Genomic DNA, 21,345 nt, shown 5'->3' with positions numbered 1-21,345 from the left:
AGGATCCGCGGGACGTCTCTCATAGGACATCGGGTATCAGACAGGGCTAGCAGATGCTCCCGCCTTCGAACAAACCGGATGGAAAGTCATCCCGGCAACTGGCGGCCAACGCCTGCTCCGTGTCGCGCAAGGCGATGCCGCCTGCCAGTACGCTCGTGATCACCCTGACGTATCGTCAGGCGATGGATTCAGATCGCGCGGGAAATAACGGCGAAACTTCTCTTCCCACGCCTGGAATTGCTCCAACGTATAGCCATCCATCGGCCGTTCCACCTGGGCGGCCGCCTTGTTCTGCGCCACGTAGGCGATGCGCTGGGACGACAGTTCATCCCACGCCTTTCTGAGCGCGGCAGGATCGGGATGCGAGACCAGCATCGCCTCCAGCAAGGTGGCCTGCGCAACGCGCGCAGCCAGCAGGTCGCTGAGCGCATCGGTGACGGCCTGCATCCATTCGTGGTTGTGGGTCTCCATGCGCGCATGCCGGACGTCGGTGGGGGCAACGACTCTAACGCGGCCGCCGACACGATCATGTGCACTGACGGCTGAGTTCGCTGCCATCGCAGGCTGTCGCCTCTGCAGTCTGCAGGCCCGCCCAGAACGTCCGCCAGTCGGGTATTTCCCGACCTTTTGACAACGGCGACGCGGACTTAAATCTGTTCGGATCGAAAGATCAAGTTTCCAAAATGCCCGTCGTTATCCACGGTGCCGACCCGATCCTCATGCGATCTTCACACGACTGGTCTGACCGGCGCCTTCCAACCTGGACTCGGGACTGCCGCATGACCGCCTTACTGCAACGCTACTCCGTCGGCCGCCGTCTTGGCGCCGCATTCGCCTTGTTGATCCTGCTGTCGGGCCTGCTGGTTGCCATCGGCCTGAGTTCGATGGCCAGTGCCAAGAAGCAGCTGGACTTCATCGTGCTGGACCGCATGGCCAAAATCCAGATGGGCAACGGGATGCTGGATGCCAACTCGTCGATCATGATCGCGCTGGGCACCTACGCCATGGCAACCAGTGCCGAGCTCGACAGCCAGGCCCTGGAGACGATCAAGACCCAGCGCCAGCGCTACAAGGAGTTGCGCGCAAAGCTCGATACGCTTCCAAGCTCCGAGGAAGGCCGCAAGATTCGCGCCGAGCTGGACGCGCTGCGTGCGGTCTCCGGCAAGATCAATGACGACGTGATGGCGCTGGCCGCAGCCGACGACAATACGCCCGCGCAGATCTTGCTTGGCGAAAAGGCCCGCCCTGCCAATGTTGCCTGGCAGGACAAGATCCGCGAGCTGGTGAGCCGGCAGGAGCAGCAGAGCCAGCAGGCCTATGCTGAAACCGTGCAATCGATGCACCGTGCCAAATTGTTGTTGCTGATCGGCGGGATTGCCGTGGTCACGATCAGCGGCCTGCTGGCCTGGCTGATCACCCGCAGCCTCACTCATCCATTGGCCCGCGCCACCAAAGCCGCCGAAGCGATCGCCAACGGCCAGCTGGACAACCAGGTGCAGACCGACGCACAGGACGAAACCGGTCGCCTGTTGCGCGCCATGAGCGGAATGCAGGCCCAGTTGCAGTCCCTGTTGCGCGCGCAAGGCGAAATGGCCAAGCGTCACGACGAAGGGCAGATCAGTTTCCGTATCGATGCCAATGCGTTTCCCGGCGATTACGGTCGCATGGCGCAGGACACCAATACGCTGGTGGCCTCGCACCTGGCGGTGCAGACCACGCTTGCGCGCATCATGGGCCGCTACGCGATTGGCGACCTGAGCGAAAGCATGGCGGCCTTGCCCGGCGAAAAGGCCGTGCTCACCCAGACCATGGACGAGGTCAAGGCCAACCTGTCGGCGATGAACGCAGAAATCAAGCAGCTGGCCGTGTCTGCAGCCAACGGCGACTTCAGTGCGCGTGGCGATGCCGATCGCTTCCAGTACGACTTCCACGTCATGGTCGATAGCCTCAACCAGCTGATGGCCACCGCCGATGGCAATCTGCAATCGCTGTCCGCGCTGTTGCAGTCCATCGCCGCCGGCGACCTCACCGCACGCATGAGTGGCGATTTCCGCGGTGTGTTCGCGCAGATGCGCGACGACGCCAATGCCACTGCCACGCAACTGGCCGAGATCGTCGGGCGCATCCAGCAGTCGGCGGTGTCGATCAATTCGGCCGCCAGCGAAATCGCCGCCGGAAACCAGGACCTGTCGCAGCGCACCGAACAGCAGGCCGCCAACCTGGAAGAAACCGCGGCGTCGATGGAAGAGCTCACCTCCACCGTCAGGCAGAACGCAGAACACGCGCGCCAGGCCAACCAGCTGGCGATCGGTGCGGCCAGTGTCGCCTCGCAAGGCGGCGAGATCGTGGGCAAGGTCGTGGGCACCATGACCGGTATCGAAGCCTCGTCCAGGAAGATCGCCGACATCATCAGCGTCATCGACGGCATCTCGTTCCAGACCAACATCCTGGCGCTGAATGCCGCGGTGGAAGCCGCGCGCGCCGGCGAACAAGGCCGCGGTTTTGCCGTGGTTGCCAGCGAGGTGCGCACCCTCGCCCAGCGTTCCACCGCCGCGGCCAAGGAAATCAAGAGCCTCATCGACGACTCGGTCCAGCGCGTGGCCGAGGGCTCCACGCTGGTGCACACTGCCGGCACCACCATGGCCGAGATCGTGGCCAGCGTGCAGCGGGTCACCGACATCATGGGCGAGATTTCCGCCGCCTCGCAGGAGCAGTCGGCCGGCATCGAGCAGGTCAACCTCACCGTCACCCAGATGGACGAGACCACCCAGCAGAATGCCGCACTGGTGGAAGAGGCCACCGCCGCCGCCCGCTCGATGGAAGAACAGGCCGTGCAGCTCAGGCAGGCGGTATCGATCTTCAAGATCGAAGCCGAACGTCCATCGGTCCTGCATGCAGTCGCGCCCACCGTGGTGCCTGCCAAGAGCAAGCCGGCCAGCCCGCCCAAGCGCGAAACCGCCGCGGCACCGGCCAAGCGCCCGGCCAGGCAGGCAGCGGTCGCCAGCGTATCGAGCGGCAGCCCCGATTGGCAGGAGTTCTAGACCTGGGACCATCCGACCGCAAGGCCGGCTGCGCAGGCAGCCGGCCTTGCGCCGTCATGGCATCAGGCGCGCGCGAGGCGATCGCGCAGGAGCGCCTGCCTTCGAGCCTCCGTCGAACGAGGAAACAGCGATCGGCGGCTGGCGTGGCAGCAGCCAGTAGCCGGCATCACCGCCGACAGCATCGACCATGGCTCTTGGTGCACTCGCATTCGATGCAGTGGCATGGTGTCTCCCGATCCAGTGCGGTGTGTCGACGGTGGTCTTTGCATTGCAGGTGCCTGCCAGCGCTCGCCACTGCTGCGCGCCTGCCACAGGCTCGAATGTCGTCCGTCGCCTGTCGAATGCCGTGTCGCATTTCCGCGCGAGCGGGCGTTGGCATTGCACGCTGGGCAGTCCGCCCTCCCGGAAAGGATCGATCGCTGCGCGGGCGCAGGCGAGGTAGAGCGCAAAACGGCATGCATCCGGGACGAGCGTGCGATCGCCACGCGCCAGGCGCCGCCGTGCGCTTGCGCGACCATCGGTGGCCGCAGCGCTGTGCTGTTGGGAATCGTCCCGCGTGCGCTGCCCGTGACCTCGTTTGGTCGACCGCGCTGGCAGCACCGACCCGGCCAAGGTGTAAAATATAACGACTCTCATTTACATCCACGTCATGCCCTGCGTCACCCGTCACTCCATCCGCGCCATGGCTCGGTCGGACCCTCATCTCTGGACACGTGTTGCCGCAGCGACTGCCACGGTCGTGATCCATGCACTGGTCGCCTGGCTTGTGTTCGATGTGCGCCGCTTCGAGGCCGACCTTGCGCCGCCGCAGGACGTCCGACTACGCCTCACCCTGCTGCCCGCGGCGGCTCCGCCGACACCCGTCGCACCGCGACTCGCTCCAGAACAGGTGATGCCGCTACAGGCGCACCGTGCGCCCGCCGTCCGGTCTCGCCCGCAGCTACCTCCGGTCGAGCATCCAACACGCGATCCGCTGCCCGCTGCGTTCCCCAGCGTTGACCTCCCACCGCCATCAACCGCAATCACCCAGCAGGTCCCCGCATCCGACGGCCAGGACAATGCCACCTCGGCAACGGCCGCCCCGGCCCCGCCCCCTGCACCACCGGCACCTGCCGCTGGAATGAGCGACCCTGGTTGGGAAGGGCGCGTCCTGGAGCGCCTGCAGCGTTTCCGTCGCTACCCCAGCGCCGCCAGAGCGCATCGTCAGGAGGGGGTGGTCTTTGTGCGTGCCATGGTCGACCGTCAGGGCCGGGTCGTCGCCGCACGCGTGCAGCTGGGGAGCGGCTACCTGGCGCTGGACGACGAAGCGCTTGGCACGTTTGCAAGGGCGCAGCCGCTTCCTCGGCCGCCCCACACCTTGCCCGACCCGTGGAGCTCGAGGTGCCGGTGGAATTTTTCCTGCAGTAGCCCGCCGCCGGTCAAAGCGTTTCCAGGAACGCCACGATGGCATCGCGCTCTTCCTTCTGCAGGCCAAGAGGAACCAGCAGGGGATCGGGTCGAGGAAAGAGCGGATCGCCGCGCTGCTGCTCCCTGGGCCTCGGCCTTGGCATGCCCGCGTTGTAGGCGGTAACGACACTGCGCAGATCGGTGAATCCGCCGGTGTGCATATAAGGGCCGGTCTTGCCCACCTGGCGCAACGACGGGGTGCGGAACGTTCCGCTGTCACGAGGATCCCCGCTGACCTCGTAGCGGCCCAGATCCTGGCGCGCGCGCCCGTAGAAATGCAGCCCGAGATTGTGGAAGCGATCGTCGGCGAGCGTCGGGCCGCTATGGCAGTTCATGCAGCGGGCCCGCGTTCTGAAAAGATGCAGCCCCCACAGCTGCTGATCCGTCAACAGCTCGCGCCGCCCCTGCAGAAAGCGATCGTAGCGACTGGCACGCGGCACCAGGCTGCGTTCGAATGCCGCCAGTGCCCGGGCGATGTCCTGCCCGGTGATGCGTGATGTGCCAAACACGCGTCGGAATCGGCCGGGGTAGTCCACGCTGCGGTTGAGCCGCTCCACCAGGCCGGCGGACGAGAACGCCATTTCCCTGCCATCTTCGATGGGGTGGAGCGCCTGCTCCTCCAGCGACGGCGCACGTCCATCCCAGAACAACGACGCTGCAAATCCCGCCATGGCCACACTCGGTGCGTTGCGTCGTCCCTGCTGGCGATCGTGGCCGAACGATACGCGACGCCCATCACCCCACCCGAATTGCGGATCGTGGCAACTCGCGCACGCGATCTGCCCCGAGCGCGACAAGCGCGGGTCTTCGAACAGCTGTCGGCCAAGCTCGATCTTCTGCGCGGTTGCCGGATTGTCGAAGGGCTCCGGGGCTTTCGTGGGCAGGGGCGCCAGCTCTCGCCAGGTTGCGCCTTCGGAAATGTAAGGCCTCGGCCACGATGCCTGCGGGCCGGCATAGGCCTGGCGCAGGCAAGCCATGTCAATGCCGGGCGATGACAACGCCAGCATCGCCTCGCAGTGCCGGACTGCGGGCGTGGACGCTGTCTCGGGCACCGCGTCGCCTGCGATACACCATGCCACCAGCACCAGCCAGTAGCGTCTGGCAGCGCCTGCCACCTCAAAGGCCCCAACGCATCGGTCAATTCCTCACCATCAAAACCGATAGCCCGCTTCGAGCCAGTAGCTGCGCCCCTGCTCGAAGTAGGACGACGACGACGTCGTTCCAGCGATCTTGTTGATGCGATTGAGCACGTTCATGGCTTCCACGCGCACATACAGGTGCTGTTGGGCAGGCAGGCGCAGGCTGTATTCCAGTGTCGTGTCCACGGTGAAGGCGCGCGGGTAGCGCACGTCGCGATAGACCGGATAGACCTCGCCGCCCACCTCCTCGCTTCCTTGCTGCACGATGTCGCGAAACCCATCGCGGTAGCGCAGGAAATTGCTCCAGACCAGTGCGCCGGGCCCGAGGTCCAGGTGCGATTGCGTTGACAGGCGGACGGTCCATTTCCGCGCGAAGTCGGTCGCCGGAAGGTCGTAGAGCCAGACGCGGCTTCCCTTGTACAGCACCAGCTGATCGCTCTGCTCGCTCCAGCTGGTCTGGTACGTACTGTAGTTGCGCCGAATATCTGTGTAGTCGAAGGCGAACTGCAGCTGAGTCCGACTCGGTCCCCAGTTCACGCTGTTTTCGGGGGTTACGCTCAGGGTGTAGACGTCGCTTCGGCTACGTCCGTTGTTCACGTATTCGTAGACATTGCTGGTGAATGCACCGGATGCGTCGTCGCTTCGTACCGATTGCCGCAGCACCTCGTCGCGGTTGTCGCGATTGACGTACTTCAGGCTCAGGTCCAGTCCACCCCAACGCTGGTCCAGCCCCACCGTCCATTCGTTGGTATAGGGAATGTCGACATCGCTCAGACGATTGGTCGAAGCGGCGGACGTGCCCTGCAGGCTTTCCCATGCGGTGCGTGCACTGGTGCGGGTCTTGACCAGGGTCAGGCGTTCGCGGCCCTCCCGCAACAGATACGTAAAGAAATTGCGCCCGTAGTAGCGGTTGAGCCCAGCGGTCAGCAGGGTGCGCTTGTTGTCGAACACATCCCACGAGGCAGCCAGGCGTGGGGAGAACGTCGTCCTGTCCCAGATGCTGTCCTGATCCAGACGTATCCCGCTGCGTATGCTCACCGGACCCAGGCGCGCGTCGTCCTGCAACCACGCCCCATAGGCCTGGCCACTGACCTTGAACTCCCCTGCCTGGTAGGTCGTCTGCCGCCGGAAGTATTGCCCGCGCCCGGCGACGACGGTCCCGGATACGGAGGTCAGCACCGGCGACAGCGAACAGCTTTCCGTATCCACCGTGCCGTTGCTGCTGGTGCAGCTGGTAGTGGCGTACGGCTGCAGGTAGCTGTAATGGTCGTTGAGGCGCTCGTAATTCGCCTCCCGGTGCTGCAACGACATGCCCAGCTGCAGCGTGTGCTCGCTGGCGCCCCAGGCCAGCGGCTCGCGGTCGAACTGCGCCTGGTAGCCCACCTTGCGGTCATGCTGGTCGATATTCCCCCAGCTGCCCTCTCGACTGCTGTTGTTCACTCCCCAATCGAATTCCCGCGACCGATTGGCATCGCTGGCGCTCTCCTCTCCTGCGGCATAGCCACGGAGGGGGATGTCCGAACGTGTCTGCGTGACGGTACCAATCAGCCCGATGCCGCCCGCGGTTCGCCCTTCCAGCCGCACGCCCAGCTTGAACTTGTCGAACTCCGGCTGGAAGTCGCTGCTCGCCGACTGCTCGAAGTCCTGTTCCTGTCCCTCGGGGACGATGATGTCGTTCCACACCGAGCGCGCCATGCGGAACCACACCTTGCCGTGCAGCTGCTCGCCTGCCCTGCGGGTCTGGGCATCCACTACCCCGCCGGTGAAATTGCCGTAGGCGGCGGGTACATTGCTGTCGTAGACGGTCACGCCTTCGAGCAGATCGGTGTCGACCGCGATGCCCTGCGACTGGCTGGGCACATCGGCATAGTGGTCAGGATTGTTGAAGACCGGATCGATGTCGTTGTTGAAACTGATGCCATCGATCAGGAACAGGTTCTGGTAGAACGGCGCACCATTGATGCTGAAATCTGCCGGACGAATCTCGCCGGCATTGCGCGAACTCCTGGCGGTATCGCTGAACTGCACCGAGGGATTGATCCGCAACAGCGTGGCCAGATCGCTCTCGCCGCGCGGGGCCGCATCGAGATAGGCCTGGTCCAGCGCCATTCCTTCCGAGTAGGGGAAGGTGCGCTGCGCTCCGATGCGCAGAGGCGCCAGCGGGACGACACCGCTGCCTGCGGCAGGCGCCCGCAGCAGCGTGTAGCTTCCATTGGAGCGCGCAAGCAGACGCAGCCCCGAGCCCGCCAGCAGGCGCTCCAGGCCTTCGCGATCGGTCACGCGGCCCTGTAGCGCGGGCGCGGTGAGTCCATCGGTCAAGGCAGGATCGAAGGCCAAGGCGATCCCTCGTTCAGCGGCAAACGCGGTGAGCGTCGCTCCCAGCGGACCGGCCGGCAATCGTGCCGGCGTTGCCTGGGCGAAGGCTGGACTTGAGGTGGCCGCCAGGGCCAGGGCCAGAAGACGGATGCGCACAGGGCGGCAAAGACGACGCATGAAGACGCTCAACGGTGGGGGTTCTTCCACTTGCCCCGCGAAACCGGAAAAAGTGTCACCCCGATGGGCTCAGGACGGGACGATCGTCGTCCACCAGCCGTGGGCGCGGCGCTCGATGGCCAGGCCATGGGCCTGGGCGATCATGTCGAGCGCCTGGTCGGTCCGCGCCAGCGGGAAGACACCCGAGACCTGCAACGCTGCCACCCGCAGGTCGCAGCGCAGCACGCCACGGCGATACCGGCCAAGCTCCTGGATCACCTCCCCGAGTGGCTGGGCATCGATCGCCAGCACGCCGCGTGTCCATCCGGCCAACCGCTCCGTTGGTGCGGGGGCACGGTCACAGCGATTGCGGTCGAACCACACCGCGGCTCCCGCATCGACCCGGTGGAACGAAGGCACCCGCCCTCCCAGCTCGACGCGCACCGCGCCGTCGAAGACGGCCAGATGCGTGCGGTGGTCTTCGACACGGACCGTGAAGCGCGTGCCCAGCGCCTGCATGCATCCATGCGCAGTGGCAACCTGGAACGGCCGCGATGCAGGCAGGCTGTCAGGCGCGGTGGCGATCAGCACCTGACCGCGCTGCAGACGCAGCAGCCGGTGGGTTGTCCCGTACGCGACCTCCAGCGCGGTCTGGGTATCGAGGTCGACCCGGGTTCCATCGGCGAGCTGCCGGTGCAGGCGCTCCCCCGTGCCTGTCCGCAGATGGAGATTCCCGTTCGATCGCTCCCACAGCTGCCAGGCAAGCCACCCGCCGGGCACGGCGATTGCGCAGGCACCGAGGTGCTTCAGGGCCAGGCGCCGCCCCGGATAACGCGGACGTTCCAGGACAGGACGGGCCACACGCGGCGGGATCGTCTTCAGCGTCCCCAGAAGTTCCTCGACCCGTTGCCAGGCCCGGGCATGATCGGGGTGCTGTCGCTGCCAGCGCTCGCACGCTGCCCGGTCTTCCGCTCCGCCATGCTCGCTCAGGCGCATGGCCCAGTCGGCGGCCTGTTCGAGCACGCGGGGATCGAGCGGAACGGTGCGCCCGGCGGGATCAGGGCGCATGGGTCAGGCACGCAAGCCAGGCGCGCTTCATGTGGCGCTTGACGGTACTCAGCGACAGCTCGAGCGCGTGGCCGATCTCCGCATAACCGAGCCCTTCGCACTGTGCCAGCAGGAAGACCTGGCGCACCGGCACCGGCAATCCAGCGAGCATCGCGTCGATCAGGCACAGCGCCTCGCAGACCAGCGCGCGCTCCTCTTCGGAGGGCACGCTTGTCTCGGGGAGCGCGGCCAGGCTGTCCAGGTAGGCCCGCTCCAGCGACTGCCGGCGATACCAGTTGGCCATGAGTCCCTTGGCCACGGTGGTCAGGAAGGCACGCGGCTCGTTGAGTGCTCCGAGGTCTCGCCGGCCGACCAGGCGGGCGAAGGCGTCCTGGGTCAGATCTTGCGCAACCTCTTTGCATCCGACCCGGCCGCCAACCCAGCGCTGCAACCACGGCTGATGATTGCGGTAGAGCAAGGCGAGCTCGGAGTGGTCGACGGCCATGAGAAACCCCTGGAAGCGAGGGCGGCTTCGAACGACATGGCTGACCCAAAGATGAGAGTGATTCTCAATTTTGACATGCCGTGCAGGGCCTGGCTACCGTCGATGGGCGGCGGGCAGGCGCGGATACGGTGTCGAAATGGCCTTGCCGATGTGCATGCCGTCGGGGCCAACGGGCGACGGCACGACGGCAGCGCACGGATTCGCCGGTGAGTGCGCTTAAACTTGCGTGCGCGCCGACCCGGGGCAGCGGCCGATCCCGTTGCAGACACCTGTGCCATCCCGGCCCCGTACGTGTCGTCGCAGCATCGACCTCACCCCTGTTCAGAGGGTCGTCGCGACAGGCTCGCGCCGAACATCGCGCCACCTGGCCGCATCCGACCCTGATCGACCGCCACATCCCGGAAGAAGATTTCTTGCAAAACACCGACACAAAAGAAAAAACCAGGAACACCGGTGGGGCTGTAGAGCACACCCCGCTGATGAAGCAGTTCTTCGCCGCCAAGTCGGACTACCCCGACCTACTGCTGTTCTTCCGCATGGGCGATTTCTACGAGCTGTTCTACGACGACGCGCGCAAGGCCGCGCGCCTGTTGGATATCACGCTGACCCAGCGAGGCAGCTCCGGCGGTGCACCGATCCCGATGGCCGGCGTGCCGGTGCACGCCTACGAAGGCTATCTGGCGCGGCTGGTGGCCTTGGGCGAGTCGGTGGCGATCTGCGAGCAGATCGGCGATCCGGCGCTGGCCAAGGGCCTGGTCGAGCGCAAGGTCGTACGCATCGTCACCCCCGGCACGGTCACCGACGAAGCGCTGCTGGACGAGCGCCGCGACACCCTGCTGATGGCGATCGCGCGCAGCAAACAGGGCTATGGCCTGGCCTGGGCGGATCTGGCCGGTGGCCGCTTCCTGGTCAACGAAGTAGACAGCGTCGATGCGCTGGAGGCGGAAATCGCCCGCCTGGAGCCGGCCGAGCTGCTGGTACCGGACGAAGACAACTGGCCGGAGTTCCTGCGCAGCCGCACCGGCGCGCGGCGCCGGCCGCCGTGGTTGTTCGATGCCGACAGCGGCCGGCGTCAGCTGCTGGCGTTCTTCAAGCTGCACGACCTGTCCGGCTTCGGCATCGACGACAAGCCCTGCGCCACCGCCGCTGCCGGCGCGCTGCTCGGCTATGTGGAGGAAACCCAGAAACAACGCCTGCCGCACCTGACCTCGATCGCGATGGAAGTGGCTGGCGAAGCGATCGCGATGAATGCCGCCACGCGTCGGCATCTGGAGCTGGACACGCGCGTGGATGGCGACACCCGCAATACCTTGCTCGGGGTGCTGGACAGCACGGTCACGCCGATGGGTGGGCGCCTGCTACGGCGTTGGCTGCATCGCCCGCTGCGCCTGCGCAATGTGCTGGTGCAGCGCCATCACGCAGTGGCAAGCCTGATCGATTCCGGCGCCGATGCGGATGTGCGCGAGGCCTTCCGCGCGCTCGGCGATCTGGAACGCATCCTCACCCGCGTGGCGCTGCGCTCGGCGCGACCGCGCGATTTCTCCACCCTGCGCGATGGCCTGGCATTGCTGCCGAAGGTGCGCGCCCTCCTGGCGCCGCTGGATTCGCCGCGCCTGCAGGCCCTGTTCGTCGAACTCGGCGAGCACGATGCCACTGCGCATCTGCTGGTCAGCGCAGTGGCCGAACAGCCACCGCTCAAGCTCAGCGATGGCGGCGTCATCGCACCCGGTTACGACGCCGAGCTGGACGAACTGCGCCGGCTGTCCACCAACGCCGACCAGTTCCTGATCGACCTGGAGCAACGCGAGCGTGCCAGCAGCGGCATCGCCACGCTCAAGGTCGGCTACAACCGCGTGCACGGCTATTACATCGAGATCAGCAAGGGCCAGGCCGACAAGGCGCCACTGCATTACAGCCGCCGCCAGACCCTGACCAATGCCGAGCGCTACATCACCGAAGAGTTGAAGAGTTTCGAAGACAAGGTGCTCTCGGCGCGCGAGCGCTCGCTGTCGCGCGAAAAACTGCTCTACGAAGGCCTGCTCGATGCGCTGGGCAGCGAACTGGAAGGCCTCAAGCGCTGCGCCGGCGCCCTGAGCGAACTGGATGTACTGGCCGCCTTCGCCGAGCGCGCGCAGGCACTGGACTGGTCGCAGCCGGAACTGGACGACGCGCCCTGCCTGCGCATCGAACGCGGCCGCCACCCGGTGGTGGAAGCGGTGCGCGAGCAACCCTTCGAACCCAACGATCTGGAGTTGCACAGCGAGCGCCGCATGCTGGTGATCACCGGCCCGAACATGGGCGGTAAATCGACCTATATGCGGCAGAACGCGTTGATCGTGCTGCTGGCGCATATCGGCAGCTTCGTGCCGGCCAGCCGCGCGGTGATCGGGCCGATCGACCGCATCCTCACCCGCATCGGTGCCGGCGACGACCTGGCGCGCGGGCAATCCACCTTCATGGTGGAGATGGCCGAGACCAGCTACATCCTGCACCACGCCACGCCGCAGTCGCTGGTGCTGATGGACGAGATCGGCCGCGGCACCTCCACCTACGACGGGCTGGCACTGGCAGACGCGGTCGCGCGCCATCTGGCGCACAGCAATCGCTGCTACACCTTGTTCGCCACGCATTATTTCGAGCTCACCGCGTTGGCCGACGAATCCCACGCCGGCGGCGCCAGCGGCATCGCCAACGTGCACCTGGACGCCGTCGAACACGGCGAGCGGCTGGTGTTCATGCATGCGGTCAAGGATGGCCCGGCCAATCGCAGCTTCGGTCTGCAGGTCGCCGCGCTGGCCGGCCTGCCCAAGGCGGCGGTGACCCAGGCGCGCCGCCGGCTGGCCGAACTGGAGCAGCGCGGGGGCGAAAGCCATAGCGCGCAGATGGCACCGGCGGCACTGGATGCACCGCAGCAGTTCGGGCTGTTCACCGCGCCGTCCTCCGCGGCCCAGGAAGCGCTGCAGGCGCTGGACCCGGACGAGCTCACGCCCAAGCAGGCGCTGGAAGCGCTGTATCGGTTGAAGGCGCTGCTCTGACAGCGGTGCCAGGACCGCACGGCGATCCTGGTAGCGTCGCGCCGTCGGGAACGTGGGAAGTTAGCTCCGGCACGTAGCCACGGCATCGTGCCGCTTCGCACTTAGGCAGGACGTATCCGCCACCGGACACTCCTCGCACGCGGCCGGCGCTGCCCAGCCTGCGGCCAAGCGCGCCGCTCCACCCCGGGGCCCGTGCCCCGGCGCGGTACCACGATGCGATCGACCCGGGCAGCGGTGTCGCCAAGCGACACCAGGCAGCGCTCCGCCAATTGCCCTGGACGCCGGACGGGAGCACCCTGCCGTAACGCTCGCTCACAGGAAACGATGCCGATGACCACGTCCGACTCGCTCACCGCGCAACTGCTCGCGCAGCTACAGGGCCCGCACCTGCAACAACTGGCTGGGCGCCTGGGCATCGCGCCCGACCAGGCGCAATCGGCGGTGCGGACCGCGCTGCCGCTGTTGATGGGCGCCCTGGGCCGCAACAGCCAGCAGGCCGGTGGCAGCGATGCCTTGCTGGGTGCACTGCAGCGCGACCATGCCGGCAGCCCCGACATCGGCAGCCTGGTCGGCTCGCTGCTGGGCGGTACCGCCAGCGGCGCGCAGGCCAACGGCGCCGGCATCGTCGGCCATGTGTTCGGAGCCAAGGCAGCGCAGGCGGCCGCCGGCCTGAGCCAGGCCACCGGCCTGGAATCCGGCAAAGCCAGTCAATTGCTGCAACTGCTCGCCCCCATCGTGATGGCGTACCTGGCCAAGCGCTTCGTCGGCGGCGGTGCGGCGGCCGGCAGCCAGCTGGGGCCCGCGCTGGCGCAGGAACAGCAGTACGTCAACAGCGGCGGCGCGGGCGGCCTGCTGAGCCGCGTGCTGGATCAGGACGGCGACGGGCAGCTCGGTCTGGGCGATGTCATGCAGCTGGGCGGACGTCTGTTCGGCAAACGTTGAGCGCTCTGCCGCTCCGGCACCGGCGTGCTATCCATAGCAACGCGCTATCGATACGTTTGAATCATTCGAATTCAATAAGCGATCAGCGCTCTTTATGGTGTCTCCACGCTTCCAGAAGATGTGTCCGCTCGATGCAGCCCCTCAGCCCATTTCGACCTCCCCACTGTTCCGGCGGCTGCAGCCACCCGCTAGCATCGGCAGGACCCGTGGAGCTCCCCGCGCTCGCTGTTTCATCGATGACCATGCACTGAGCCTTGCCCGCCACTTCGATCCCCCAGCACGTGCCGGCCGTTCGGCACGCCGCTCCCCAAGTGCCCACGCACACAGGTAACCGCCATGACAACCGAAGCAAAGTGCCCGTTCAACCACGCCGTCGTCGGGACCGGAACCACCAACCGCGACTGGTGGCCGAACCAGCTGCGCGTGGATCTGCTGAGCCAGCATTCGAGCAAGTCCAATCCGCTGGGCGAGACCTTCAACTACGCCGAGGCGTTCAAGCGCATAGATCTGCAGGCGCTCAAGCAGGACCTGCGCGCATTGATGACCGATTCGCAGGACTGGTGGCCGGCCGACTTCGGCCATTACGGCCCGTTGTTCGTGCGCATGGCCTGGCATAGCGCAGGCACCTACCGCATCGGCGACGGGCGCGGCGGCGGCGGCCGTGGGCAGCAGCGTTTCGCGCCGCTCAACAGCTGGCCGGACAACGTCAGCCTGGACAAGGCGCGCCGGCTGCTGTGGCCGATCAAGCAGAAGTATGGCCAGGCCATCTCCTGGGCCGACCTGATGATCCTCACCGGCAACGTCGCGCTGGAATCGATGGGCTTCAAGACCTTCGGCTTCGCCGGCGGCCGCGAAGACACCTGGGAACCGGACCAGGATCTGTACTGGGGCCGGGAGACCAAATGGCTGGGCGGCGACGACCGCTATTCGCGCGGCTCGCCCGGCGTGGACGAAGCGCACGGCGTGCTGGTGAAGGACGACGACAGCGAAGTACCGCACACCCGCGATCTGGAGAACCCGCTGGCCGCCGTGCAGATGGGCCTGATCTACGTCAACCCGGAAGGCCCGGACGGCAAGCCGGACCCGGTGGCCGCCGCGCGCGACATCCGCGACACCTTCGCGCGCATGGCCATGAACGACGAAGAGACCGTGGCGCTGATCGCCGGTGGCCACACCTTCGGCAAGACCCACGGCGCCGGCCCGGCCGACAACGTCGGTGCCGAGCCCGAAGCCGGCGAGCTGGAAAGCCAGGGCCTGGGCTGGCACAACCGCTACGGCAGCGGCAAGGGCGCCGACACCATCACCAGCGGCCTGGAAGTGACCTGGACCACCACGCCCGCGCAGTGGAGCAACGACTTCTTCGACCACCTGTTCACCTTCGAGTGGGAACTGAGCAAGAGCCCGGCCGGCGCACATCAGTGGGTGGCCAAGAACGCAGACGCCATCATTCCCGATGCGCACGATGCCTCCCGGAAGCATCGCCCGACCATGCTGACCACCGATCTGGCGCTGCGCTTCGACCCGGCATACGAGGCGATCTCGCGCCGCTTCCATCAGCACCCGGAGCAGTTCGCCGATGCCTTCGCGCGCGCCTGGTTCAAGCTCACCCACCGCGACATGGGCCCGCGCTCGCGTTATCTTGGCCCAGACGTGCCGTCAGAGGAGTTGCTGTGGCAGGACCCGGTGCCGGCGGTCGACCACCCATTGGTCGATGCACAGGACGCTGCGGCCCTCAAGCAGACCATCCTGGCCTCGGGCCTGAGCGTGGCGCAGCTGGTCTCGACCGCCTGGGCCTCGGCGTCCACCTTCCGCGGCTCGGACAAGCGTGGCGGCGCCAACGGTGCACGCATCCGCCTGGCGCCTCAAAAAGACTGGCAGGCCAACCAGCCCGAGCAGCTGGCCACCGTGCTGGCCACGCTCGAGCGCATCCAGGCCGACTTCAATACCGCGCAGTCGGATGGAAAGAAGATTTCGCTGGCCGACCTGATCGTGCTGGCCGGTAACGCGGCGGTGGAGCAGGCTGCGCAGGCAGCGGGCCAGCAGGTGACCGTGCCGTTCGCCCCCGGCCGCACCGACGCCTCGCAGGAACAGACCGATGTCGAATCGTTCGCCGTGCTGGAACCGGTGGCCGATGGCTTCCGCAACTTCGCCAAGCGCCGTTACGCGGTGCCGGCCGAAGCGCTGCTCATCGACAAGGCACAGCTGCTGACCCTGACCGCGCCGGAGCTGACTGTACTGGTCGGCGGCCTGCGCGTATTGGGGGCGAACGCCGATGGCTCCCCGCATGGCGTGTTCACCAGCCGGCCCGGCGTGCTGAGCAACGACTTCTTCGCCAACCTGCTGGACATGCGGACCGAGTGGAAAGCCACCTCCGACACCAAGGAGCTGTACGAAGGCCGCGACCGCAGCACCGGCGAACAGCGCTGGACCGGCACGCGGGTGGACCTGGTGTTCGGCTCCAACTCCATCCTGCGCGCAGTCGCCGAGGTCTATGCCAGCGCCGATGCGCAGGAAAAGTTCGTGCAGGACTTCGTCGCCGCCTGGACCAAGGTGATGCAGCTGGACCGTTTCGATCTGGCCTAAGAGCAGCTAGCAAAACGACTGCGCGGCCGCCAGGCGGGCGCGGTCGGTGCTCGGAATCGGCATGTACCACTCGTACACTGCGGTTCCTCCGCGCCGTCCGCACCCACCTGACGACCGCTAAGTTTTGTTAGCCGCTGTAAGTCGCTGGATCGTTCGTCGATCCGGGCCGCACGGCTGCTGCGATACACACGCCCCGGGCCACCGGGGCGTCTTGCTTGCATTCGATTCGGCCGCCAGGACTACAAGGCGTCGATATCGCCCAAGGCATTGATCAACCGGCGTGCGCGCTTGTCGGGCTTGCTCTCCGGCGCCCGGTAGCCGGTGCGCTCGGCGGCGCGCTGCAACCGCCACTGCGCCCGCGCCTCACGCGATGGCTCGCCCTCCACGTACAAGGCCTGCGCCACCGGCGCCGGCCCGCGGACATCGCTGAGCCCGGCCACCGTGATCTCGAAGATTTCGCCACCACGGTCGATGCGCAGTCGCTCGCCGCGGCGCAGGCTGCGCGAGGGCTTGGGGCGCTGGCCGCCCACGTCCACCTTGCCGGTGTCCACCGCGTTCTTGGCCAGGCTGCGTGTCTTGAAAAAGCGTGCGGCCCACAGCCACACATCCAGCCTGACCGTCGTGCCCTGTTCCAGCTCCGGATTCATGCGCCGTGTTGTCTCGCTCTGTCAGGTAACCGATGTTTGGGCAGCCATCGGGAACTCAAGCTGGGCGGTCGATGCGGTCGTGGTGGTCGGGGACCCAGGGCGATGGTCGGCACTGCCCCCATCCGCCCTGCGGGCACCTTCCCCCGCAAGCGGGGGAAGAAAGCGCGAAGCGCCGGATGAGGGAACGCCCGGCCATGCCCATCGCCGACCGAACAAGTACCCGCCAACGCGCCCTTCTCCCGCCCGCGGGAGAAGGTGGCGCGCAGCGCCGGATGAGGGAACGCCCACCCATGCCCATCGCCGACCGAACAAGCACCCGCCAACGCTCCCTTCTCCCGCCCGCAGGAGAAGGTGGCGCGAAGCGCCGAATGAGGGACACGGCCCTCGACCGAAAGAGTCAGCGCACCGTCTCCGAAGGCTGCATCGCTACTGTCGAATATGGAACCTGCCTCGAAACAAGATACGCAGCGCAAAGCGGATGACTGCATTGGCTCTCATCCAGCAATGCTAGTGTGCGCAACTTCTGCGCGACGATGCCAAGCGATGCCCAACTCCGCTGTCCTGACCGAAGGCCCGATCGGCAAGAACCTACTGTTGTTCGCGTTGCCGATCATGGCCGGCAATATCGCCCAGTCGCTCAACGGCTCGGTCAACGCGATCTGGATCGGCCGCTATCTTGGCGAGGAAGCGCTGACCGCCGCTGCCAACGCCAACAGCATCATGTTCTTCCTGATCGGTTCGGTGTTCGGCATCGGCATGGCATCCACCATCCTGATCGGCCAGGCCATGGGCGCGCGCGACATCGCCCAGGCGCGCAAGGTGATGGGCACCAGCGCGAGTTTCTTCGGCGGGCTGTCGGCCGTGATCGCCATCCTCGGCTGGTTCCTGGCACCGCATCTGCTCACCGCGATGGGCACGCCGGCCGCTTCGCAACAACTGGCCGAAGCGTATCTGCGGGTGATCTTTCTGGCGATGCCCACGCTGTATCTGTTCGCGTTTCTGTCCGCAGCCCTGCGCGGCACCGGCGATGCGCGCACGCCGTTCCGTTTCCTGCTGCTGTCGGTGCTGCTGGATATCGTGTTCAACCCGCTGCTGCTGTTCGGCATCGGGCCGTTTCCGGCGCTGGGCATCGCCGGTGCGGCCTGGGCCACGCTGATCGCGCAGGTGGGGGCGCTGGTCGGGCTGCTGGTGTATCTGCGCCGGAAGCGCCACATCCTGTGGCTGGGGCGGCGTGACCTGCACCTGTTCCGCATCGACCCCGCCATCCTGCGTGCGCTCATCGTCAAGGGCGTGCCGATGGGGCTGCAGATGGTGATGATCTCGCTGGCGATGATCGCGATGCTGTCGTTGGTCAACGGCTTCGGCACCGACACCGCTGCCGCCTATGGCGCGGCGCTGCAGCTGTGGAATTACGTGCAGATGCCGGCGATGGCGGTCGGCGCAGCCTGCTCGTCGATGGCCGCGCAGAACGTGGGCGCCGGCCTGTGGGCGCGCGTGGACGCCACCGCCCGCACCGGGATCGCCGCCAACTTCCTGATGACCGGCCTGCTGATCGCACCACTGATCCTGTTCGACCGCTGGACCCTGGCGCTGTTCCTGCCCGAGGGCAGCGCCACCCTGGAGATCGCGCGCCATCTCAACCACATCGCCATCTGGTCGTTCCTGCTGTTCGGAGTGAGCTTTGTGGTATCGGGCGTGGTACGCGCCACCGGTGCGGTGATCCCACCGCTGTTGATCCTGGCGTTTTCGCTATGGGGCGTGCGGGTACCGCTGGCCAATGCGCTGTTGCCGCACCTGGGCGCCGATGCGGTGTGGTGGAGCTTCCCCATCAGTTCCACCTGCTCGATGCTGCTGTCGCTGGCGTATTACCGCTGGGGCGGCTGGCGAACGGCACGCATGCTGGCGACGCCGGCCAATCCTTCCGAGCTGGCCGCCGCAGCGGAAGTGCCCGCTCATCCGGCCTCGCCGGTGGCGGATACGGCGCCGATGCAGGCGCCGCCGCAACCGCCGCGTTGATCATGCCTGCGACCGCAGGCATGCCCCCCGCTACACGGTGCCGGGCAGCTTCCCAGTACAACGCTGCATCGACACGCCCGGTGCGAATTGGGTACGACGTTCGCTGAGCCACAAACGCAAACGGCCGCCCCCAGGGCGGCCGTCTGGCAGCTGCAGGCACGAGGACCTGGCAGCGATATGGCTTACTCGGCCTTGGCAGCCGCTTGGCGAGCGGCCTTGGCCTGCGCAGCGGCAGCCAGATCTTCCTTGATGCGGGCAGCCTTGCCTTCCAGGCCACGCAGGTAGTACAGCTTGCCGGCGCGGACCTTACCGCGGCGCTTCACTTCGACCGAGTCAATGATGGCGCTGTGGGTCTGGAACACACGCTCGACGCCGAAACCGTGCGAGATCTTGCGCACGGTGAAAGCGGAGTTCAGGCCGGCATTCTTGGTACCGATCACCACGCCCTCATAGGCCTGCACGCGCTCGCGGTTGCCTTCCTTCACCTTGACGTTCACCACAACGGTGTCGCCCTGGTTGAATTCCGGCAGCTTGCGCTGGATCTGGGCGGCTTCGAAGTCAGCCAGGATGGTTTTGTTGAGTTTGCTCATGGTGGGCACCGCGTGTCTGGTGATATTGGACCGGCAGTCGCCGCACGGCGATTGCTCGAGGTTCGTAGGAGGGCCAGACGCAAGGCTGGCCAGCAAGCCGCATATTGTACCCCAATCGAATCTTCAAGGGCTAGGGGTGCGCCCTTATTTCTTGTCGCCGGGCTTGTCGTCGCCCGGGTCGAGTTCGCGGCGAAACTCTTCCAGCAACCGACGATCGTGCTTGTCCAGTCCGGCCTCGTCCAGCAGGTCCGGGCGACGCAGCCAGGTCCGGCCCAGCGACTGCTGCCGCCGCCAGCGCGCGATGGCGCCGTGGTTGCCCGAGCGCAGCACCTCGGGAACGTCACCCCAGGCGTGGGTCGCCGGATGGCTGTAGTGGGGGCAGTCCAGCAGGCCCTGCGGCCCTTCGAAACTGTCCTGGGCGGCGGATTCGGCGTCGTTCAACACGCCGTCCTGCAACCGCGTCACCACGTCCACCAGCACCGCCGCGCCCAGCTCGCCACCGGACAGCACGTAGTCGCCGATGGAGATTTCCATGTCCACCGCCTGATCGAGGAAGCGCTCGTCCACGCCCTCGTAGCGGCCGCACAACAGCACCATGCGCGGCAACTGCGCCAGCTCGCGGGCGAGCGCTTGGGTGAGCGGCCGCCCCTGCGGGCTGAGGTAGATCACCGGTGCCGGGCGCGCGTCAGCGGCTTGCGCCGCTTCCAGGCAGGCCCGCAACGGCTCGATCAGCATCACCATGCCCGGGCCGCCGCCGAACGGACGGTCGTCCACCCGGCGGTAGTTGCCCTGCGCATGATCGCGCGGATTCCAGCCCTGCAGTTCCAGCAATCCGCGCTCCTGCGCCCGCCCGACCACGCCGAACGCCGCGCATTGCGCGATGAACTCGGGAAACAGGCTGATGACGTCGATGCGCACTGGCAGGGATTCGGGAATCGGGAATGGGAAGGCAAGAGCGAAGCGGATGGCTTCGCTCAGAAATCCGGGTCCCAGTCGACCACGATCCGGTTGGCCTCGAAATCCACCGACTTGACGTAGTCCGGCAACACGAACGGAATCATCCGCTCGCGATCGCCGCGCACCACCACCACGTCGTTGGAGCCGGTGGAGAACAGATGCGAGACCGTGCCGAGGCTGACGCCTTCGACGGTTTCCACCTGCAGGCCTTCCAGATCCACCCAGTAATACTCATCGGGCTTGGGCGGCGGCAACGCACTGCGGGGAACGAAGATCTCGGTCCCGTGCATGGCTTCGACGGTGTCGCGGTCGCTGATATCGGGGAACACCGCAATCAGATTCTTGCCCTGATCGCGTCCACGCACACCGCTGAGCACCGATTCCTGGCCGGACGGCGAGCGCACGATCCACGGCTGATACCGGAAGATCGCCGTGCGCGGCTCGGTCCAGGATTCGAGCTTGAGCTCGCCCTTGACACCAAAAGCGCCGACTATCCTGCCTAACAGGATGCGGCGCTCGGTCGGCTTCATCTGTGTCGACTCTGGGCCGGGCAGCGAGGCCCGGCCCTCAAGATCAGGCCGCAGCGGCCTGGGACTTGGACGCTTCGCGATACAGGTTGCGCACCTTGTCGGTCAGCTGTGCACCGTTGCCAACCCAATGATCGACACGGGCGATATCGAGCACGATGCGCGGTTCGGCGCCCTGCGCAACCGGGTTGTAGTAACCCAGACGCTCGATGTTGCGGCCGTCGCGCGCGCTGCGCACGTCGGTCACGATGATGTGGTAGAACGGACGCTTCTTGGCGCCGCCGCGGGTCAGTCGAATCTTGACCATGGTGTCGTTTTCCTCAGTTGCCCAGTCGCCAGAGTGGCGCGGTAAGCCGGCGATTATAGCCGGCCGCGCCAGCGAAGCCAAGCCACGACGC

General features: G+C 66.5%; 15 protein-coding genes, 1 other RNA gene and 1 pseudogene. 7 read left to right on the top strand and 10 right to left on the bottom strand.

What is annotated here, in order from left to right; all coding sequences use genetic code 11:
- Positions 1–159: 159 nt before the first annotated feature.
- Positions 160–471 (bottom strand): hypothetical protein, encoded by a 312-nt coding sequence (locus XcodCFBP4690_RS03170; protein ID WP_104539602.1) that lies wholly within the window; start codon positions 469–471, stop codon positions 160–162.
- Positions 472–779: 308 nt separating this feature from the next.
- Here XcodCFBP4690_RS03170 and XcodCFBP4690_RS03165 point away from each other — a divergent pair, with 308 nt between their 5' ends.
- Together XcodCFBP4690_RS03165 and XcodCFBP4690_RS23380 are read left to right on the top strand one after the other, a co-directional pair.
- Complete coding sequence (locus XcodCFBP4690_RS03165) at positions 780–3,041, top strand: methyl-accepting chemotaxis protein (protein ID WP_104539601.1); 2,262 nt, start codon at positions 780–782, stop codon at positions 3,039–3,041.
- Positions 3,042–3,690: 649 nt separating this feature from the next.
- Positions 3,691–4,428 (top strand): annotated as a pseudogene (locus tag XcodCFBP4690_RS23380) (energy transducer TonB); the annotation flags it as partial.
- A 31-nt stretch (positions 4,429–4,459) separates the two neighbouring features.
- Here XcodCFBP4690_RS23380 and XcodCFBP4690_RS03155 read toward each other — a convergent pair.
- The 4 genes from XcodCFBP4690_RS03155 to XcodCFBP4690_RS03140 all read right to left on the bottom strand — a co-directional run bounded on the left by XcodCFBP4690_RS03155 (position 4,460) and on the right by XcodCFBP4690_RS03140 (position 9,650).
- Positions 4,460–5,602 (bottom strand): cytochrome-c peroxidase, encoded by a 1,143-nt coding sequence (locus tag XcodCFBP4690_RS03155; RefSeq protein WP_244183566.1) that lies wholly within the window; start codon positions 5,600–5,602, stop codon positions 4,460–4,462.
- A gap of 36 nt (positions 5,603–5,638) precedes the next feature.
- Positions 5,639–8,119: a TonB-dependent receptor gene (locus tag XcodCFBP4690_RS03150; RefSeq protein WP_146091821.1), complete on the bottom strand. Its 2,481-nt coding sequence runs from the start codon at positions 8,117–8,119 to the stop codon at positions 5,639–5,641.
- Between the two features lie 69 nt (positions 8,120–8,188).
- Entirely contained in the window at positions 8,189–9,166 is a 978-nt protein-coding gene (locus XcodCFBP4690_RS03145) for a FecR domain-containing protein (protein WP_104539598.1), read from the bottom strand.
- Positions 9,156–9,650: a sigma-70 family RNA polymerase sigma factor gene (locus XcodCFBP4690_RS03140; RefSeq protein ID WP_104539597.1), complete on the bottom strand. Its 495-nt coding sequence runs from the start codon at positions 9,648–9,650 to the stop codon at positions 9,156–9,158. Before XcodCFBP4690_RS03140 ends, XcodCFBP4690_RS03145 begins: the two co-directional genes overlap by 11 nt.
- Positions 9,651–10,129: 479 nt before the next feature.
- On the opposite strand from XcodCFBP4690_RS03140, the gene mutS reads away from it, so the two are divergent.
- From mutS to XcodCFBP4690_RS03120, 4 genes are all read left to right on the top strand, one after another.
- Complete coding sequence (gene mutS / locus XcodCFBP4690_RS03135; protein ID WP_410049642.1) at positions 10,130–12,685, top strand: DNA mismatch repair protein MutS; 2,556 nt, start codon at positions 10,130–10,132, stop codon at positions 12,683–12,685.
- A gap of 330 nt (positions 12,686–13,015) precedes the next feature.
- Complete coding sequence (locus tag XcodCFBP4690_RS03130) at positions 13,016–13,627, top strand: DUF937 domain-containing protein (protein WP_104539595.1); 612 nt, start codon at positions 13,016–13,018, stop codon at positions 13,625–13,627.
- Positions 13,628–13,963: 336 nt separating this feature from the next.
- Positions 13,964–16,210 (top strand): catalase/peroxidase HPI, encoded by a 2,247-nt coding sequence (gene katG / locus XcodCFBP4690_RS03125; protein ID WP_104539594.1) that lies wholly within the window; start codon positions 13,964–13,966, stop codon positions 16,208–16,210.
- A 61-nt stretch (positions 16,211–16,271) separates the two neighbouring features.
- A non-coding RNA gene (locus XcodCFBP4690_RS03120) (sX9 sRNA) lies at positions 16,272–16,343 on the top strand.
- A 106-nt stretch (positions 16,344–16,449) separates the two neighbouring features.
- On the opposite strand, the gene XcodCFBP4690_RS03115 is transcribed toward XcodCFBP4690_RS03120, so the two are convergent.
- Complete coding sequence (locus tag XcodCFBP4690_RS03115; protein WP_104539593.1) at positions 16,450–16,857, bottom strand: RNA-binding S4 domain-containing protein; 408 nt, start codon at positions 16,855–16,857, stop codon at positions 16,450–16,452.
- Between the two features lie 543 nt (positions 16,858–17,400).
- On the opposite strand from XcodCFBP4690_RS03115, the gene XcodCFBP4690_RS03110 reads away from it, so the two are divergent.
- Positions 17,401–18,873, top strand: a complete 1,473-nt coding sequence (locus XcodCFBP4690_RS03110; RefSeq protein ID WP_104539592.1) for an MATE family efflux transporter — start codon at positions 17,401–17,403, stop codon at positions 18,871–18,873.
- Between the two features lie 182 nt (positions 18,874–19,055).
- Here the strand turns inward: XcodCFBP4690_RS03110 and rplS are convergent, their stop codons facing one another.
- The 4 genes from rplS to rpsP form a co-directional block, all read right to left on the bottom strand.
- Complete coding sequence (gene rplS / locus XcodCFBP4690_RS03105; RefSeq protein WP_005989873.1) at positions 19,056–19,463, bottom strand: 50S ribosomal protein L19; 408 nt, start codon at positions 19,461–19,463, stop codon at positions 19,056–19,058.
- A 144-nt stretch (positions 19,464–19,607) separates the two neighbouring features.
- Complete coding sequence (gene trmD / locus XcodCFBP4690_RS03100; protein ID WP_104539591.1) at positions 19,608–20,381, bottom strand: tRNA (guanosine(37)-N1)-methyltransferase TrmD; 774 nt, start codon at positions 20,379–20,381, stop codon at positions 19,608–19,610.
- Positions 20,382–20,437: 56 nt separating this feature from the next.
- On the bottom strand, positions 20,438–20,950 hold the full coding sequence (rimM, locus tag XcodCFBP4690_RS03095) for a ribosome maturation factor RimM (protein ID WP_104539590.1): 513 nt from the start codon (positions 20,948–20,950) through the stop codon (positions 20,438–20,440).
- A gap of 43 nt (positions 20,951–20,993) precedes the next feature.
- On the bottom strand, positions 20,994–21,254 hold the full coding sequence (gene rpsP / locus XcodCFBP4690_RS03090) for a 30S ribosomal protein S16 (RefSeq protein ID WP_029220601.1): 261 nt from the start codon (positions 21,252–21,254) through the stop codon (positions 20,994–20,996).
- Positions 21,255–21,345: the final 91 nt, after the last annotated feature.

Source organism: Xanthomonas codiaei (assembly GCF_002939785.1).
Classification (GTDB): Bacteria; Pseudomonadota; Gammaproteobacteria; order Xanthomonadales; family Xanthomonadaceae; genus Xanthomonas; species Xanthomonas codiaei.
This window is presented reverse-complemented; position numbering and strand designations above follow the sequence as displayed.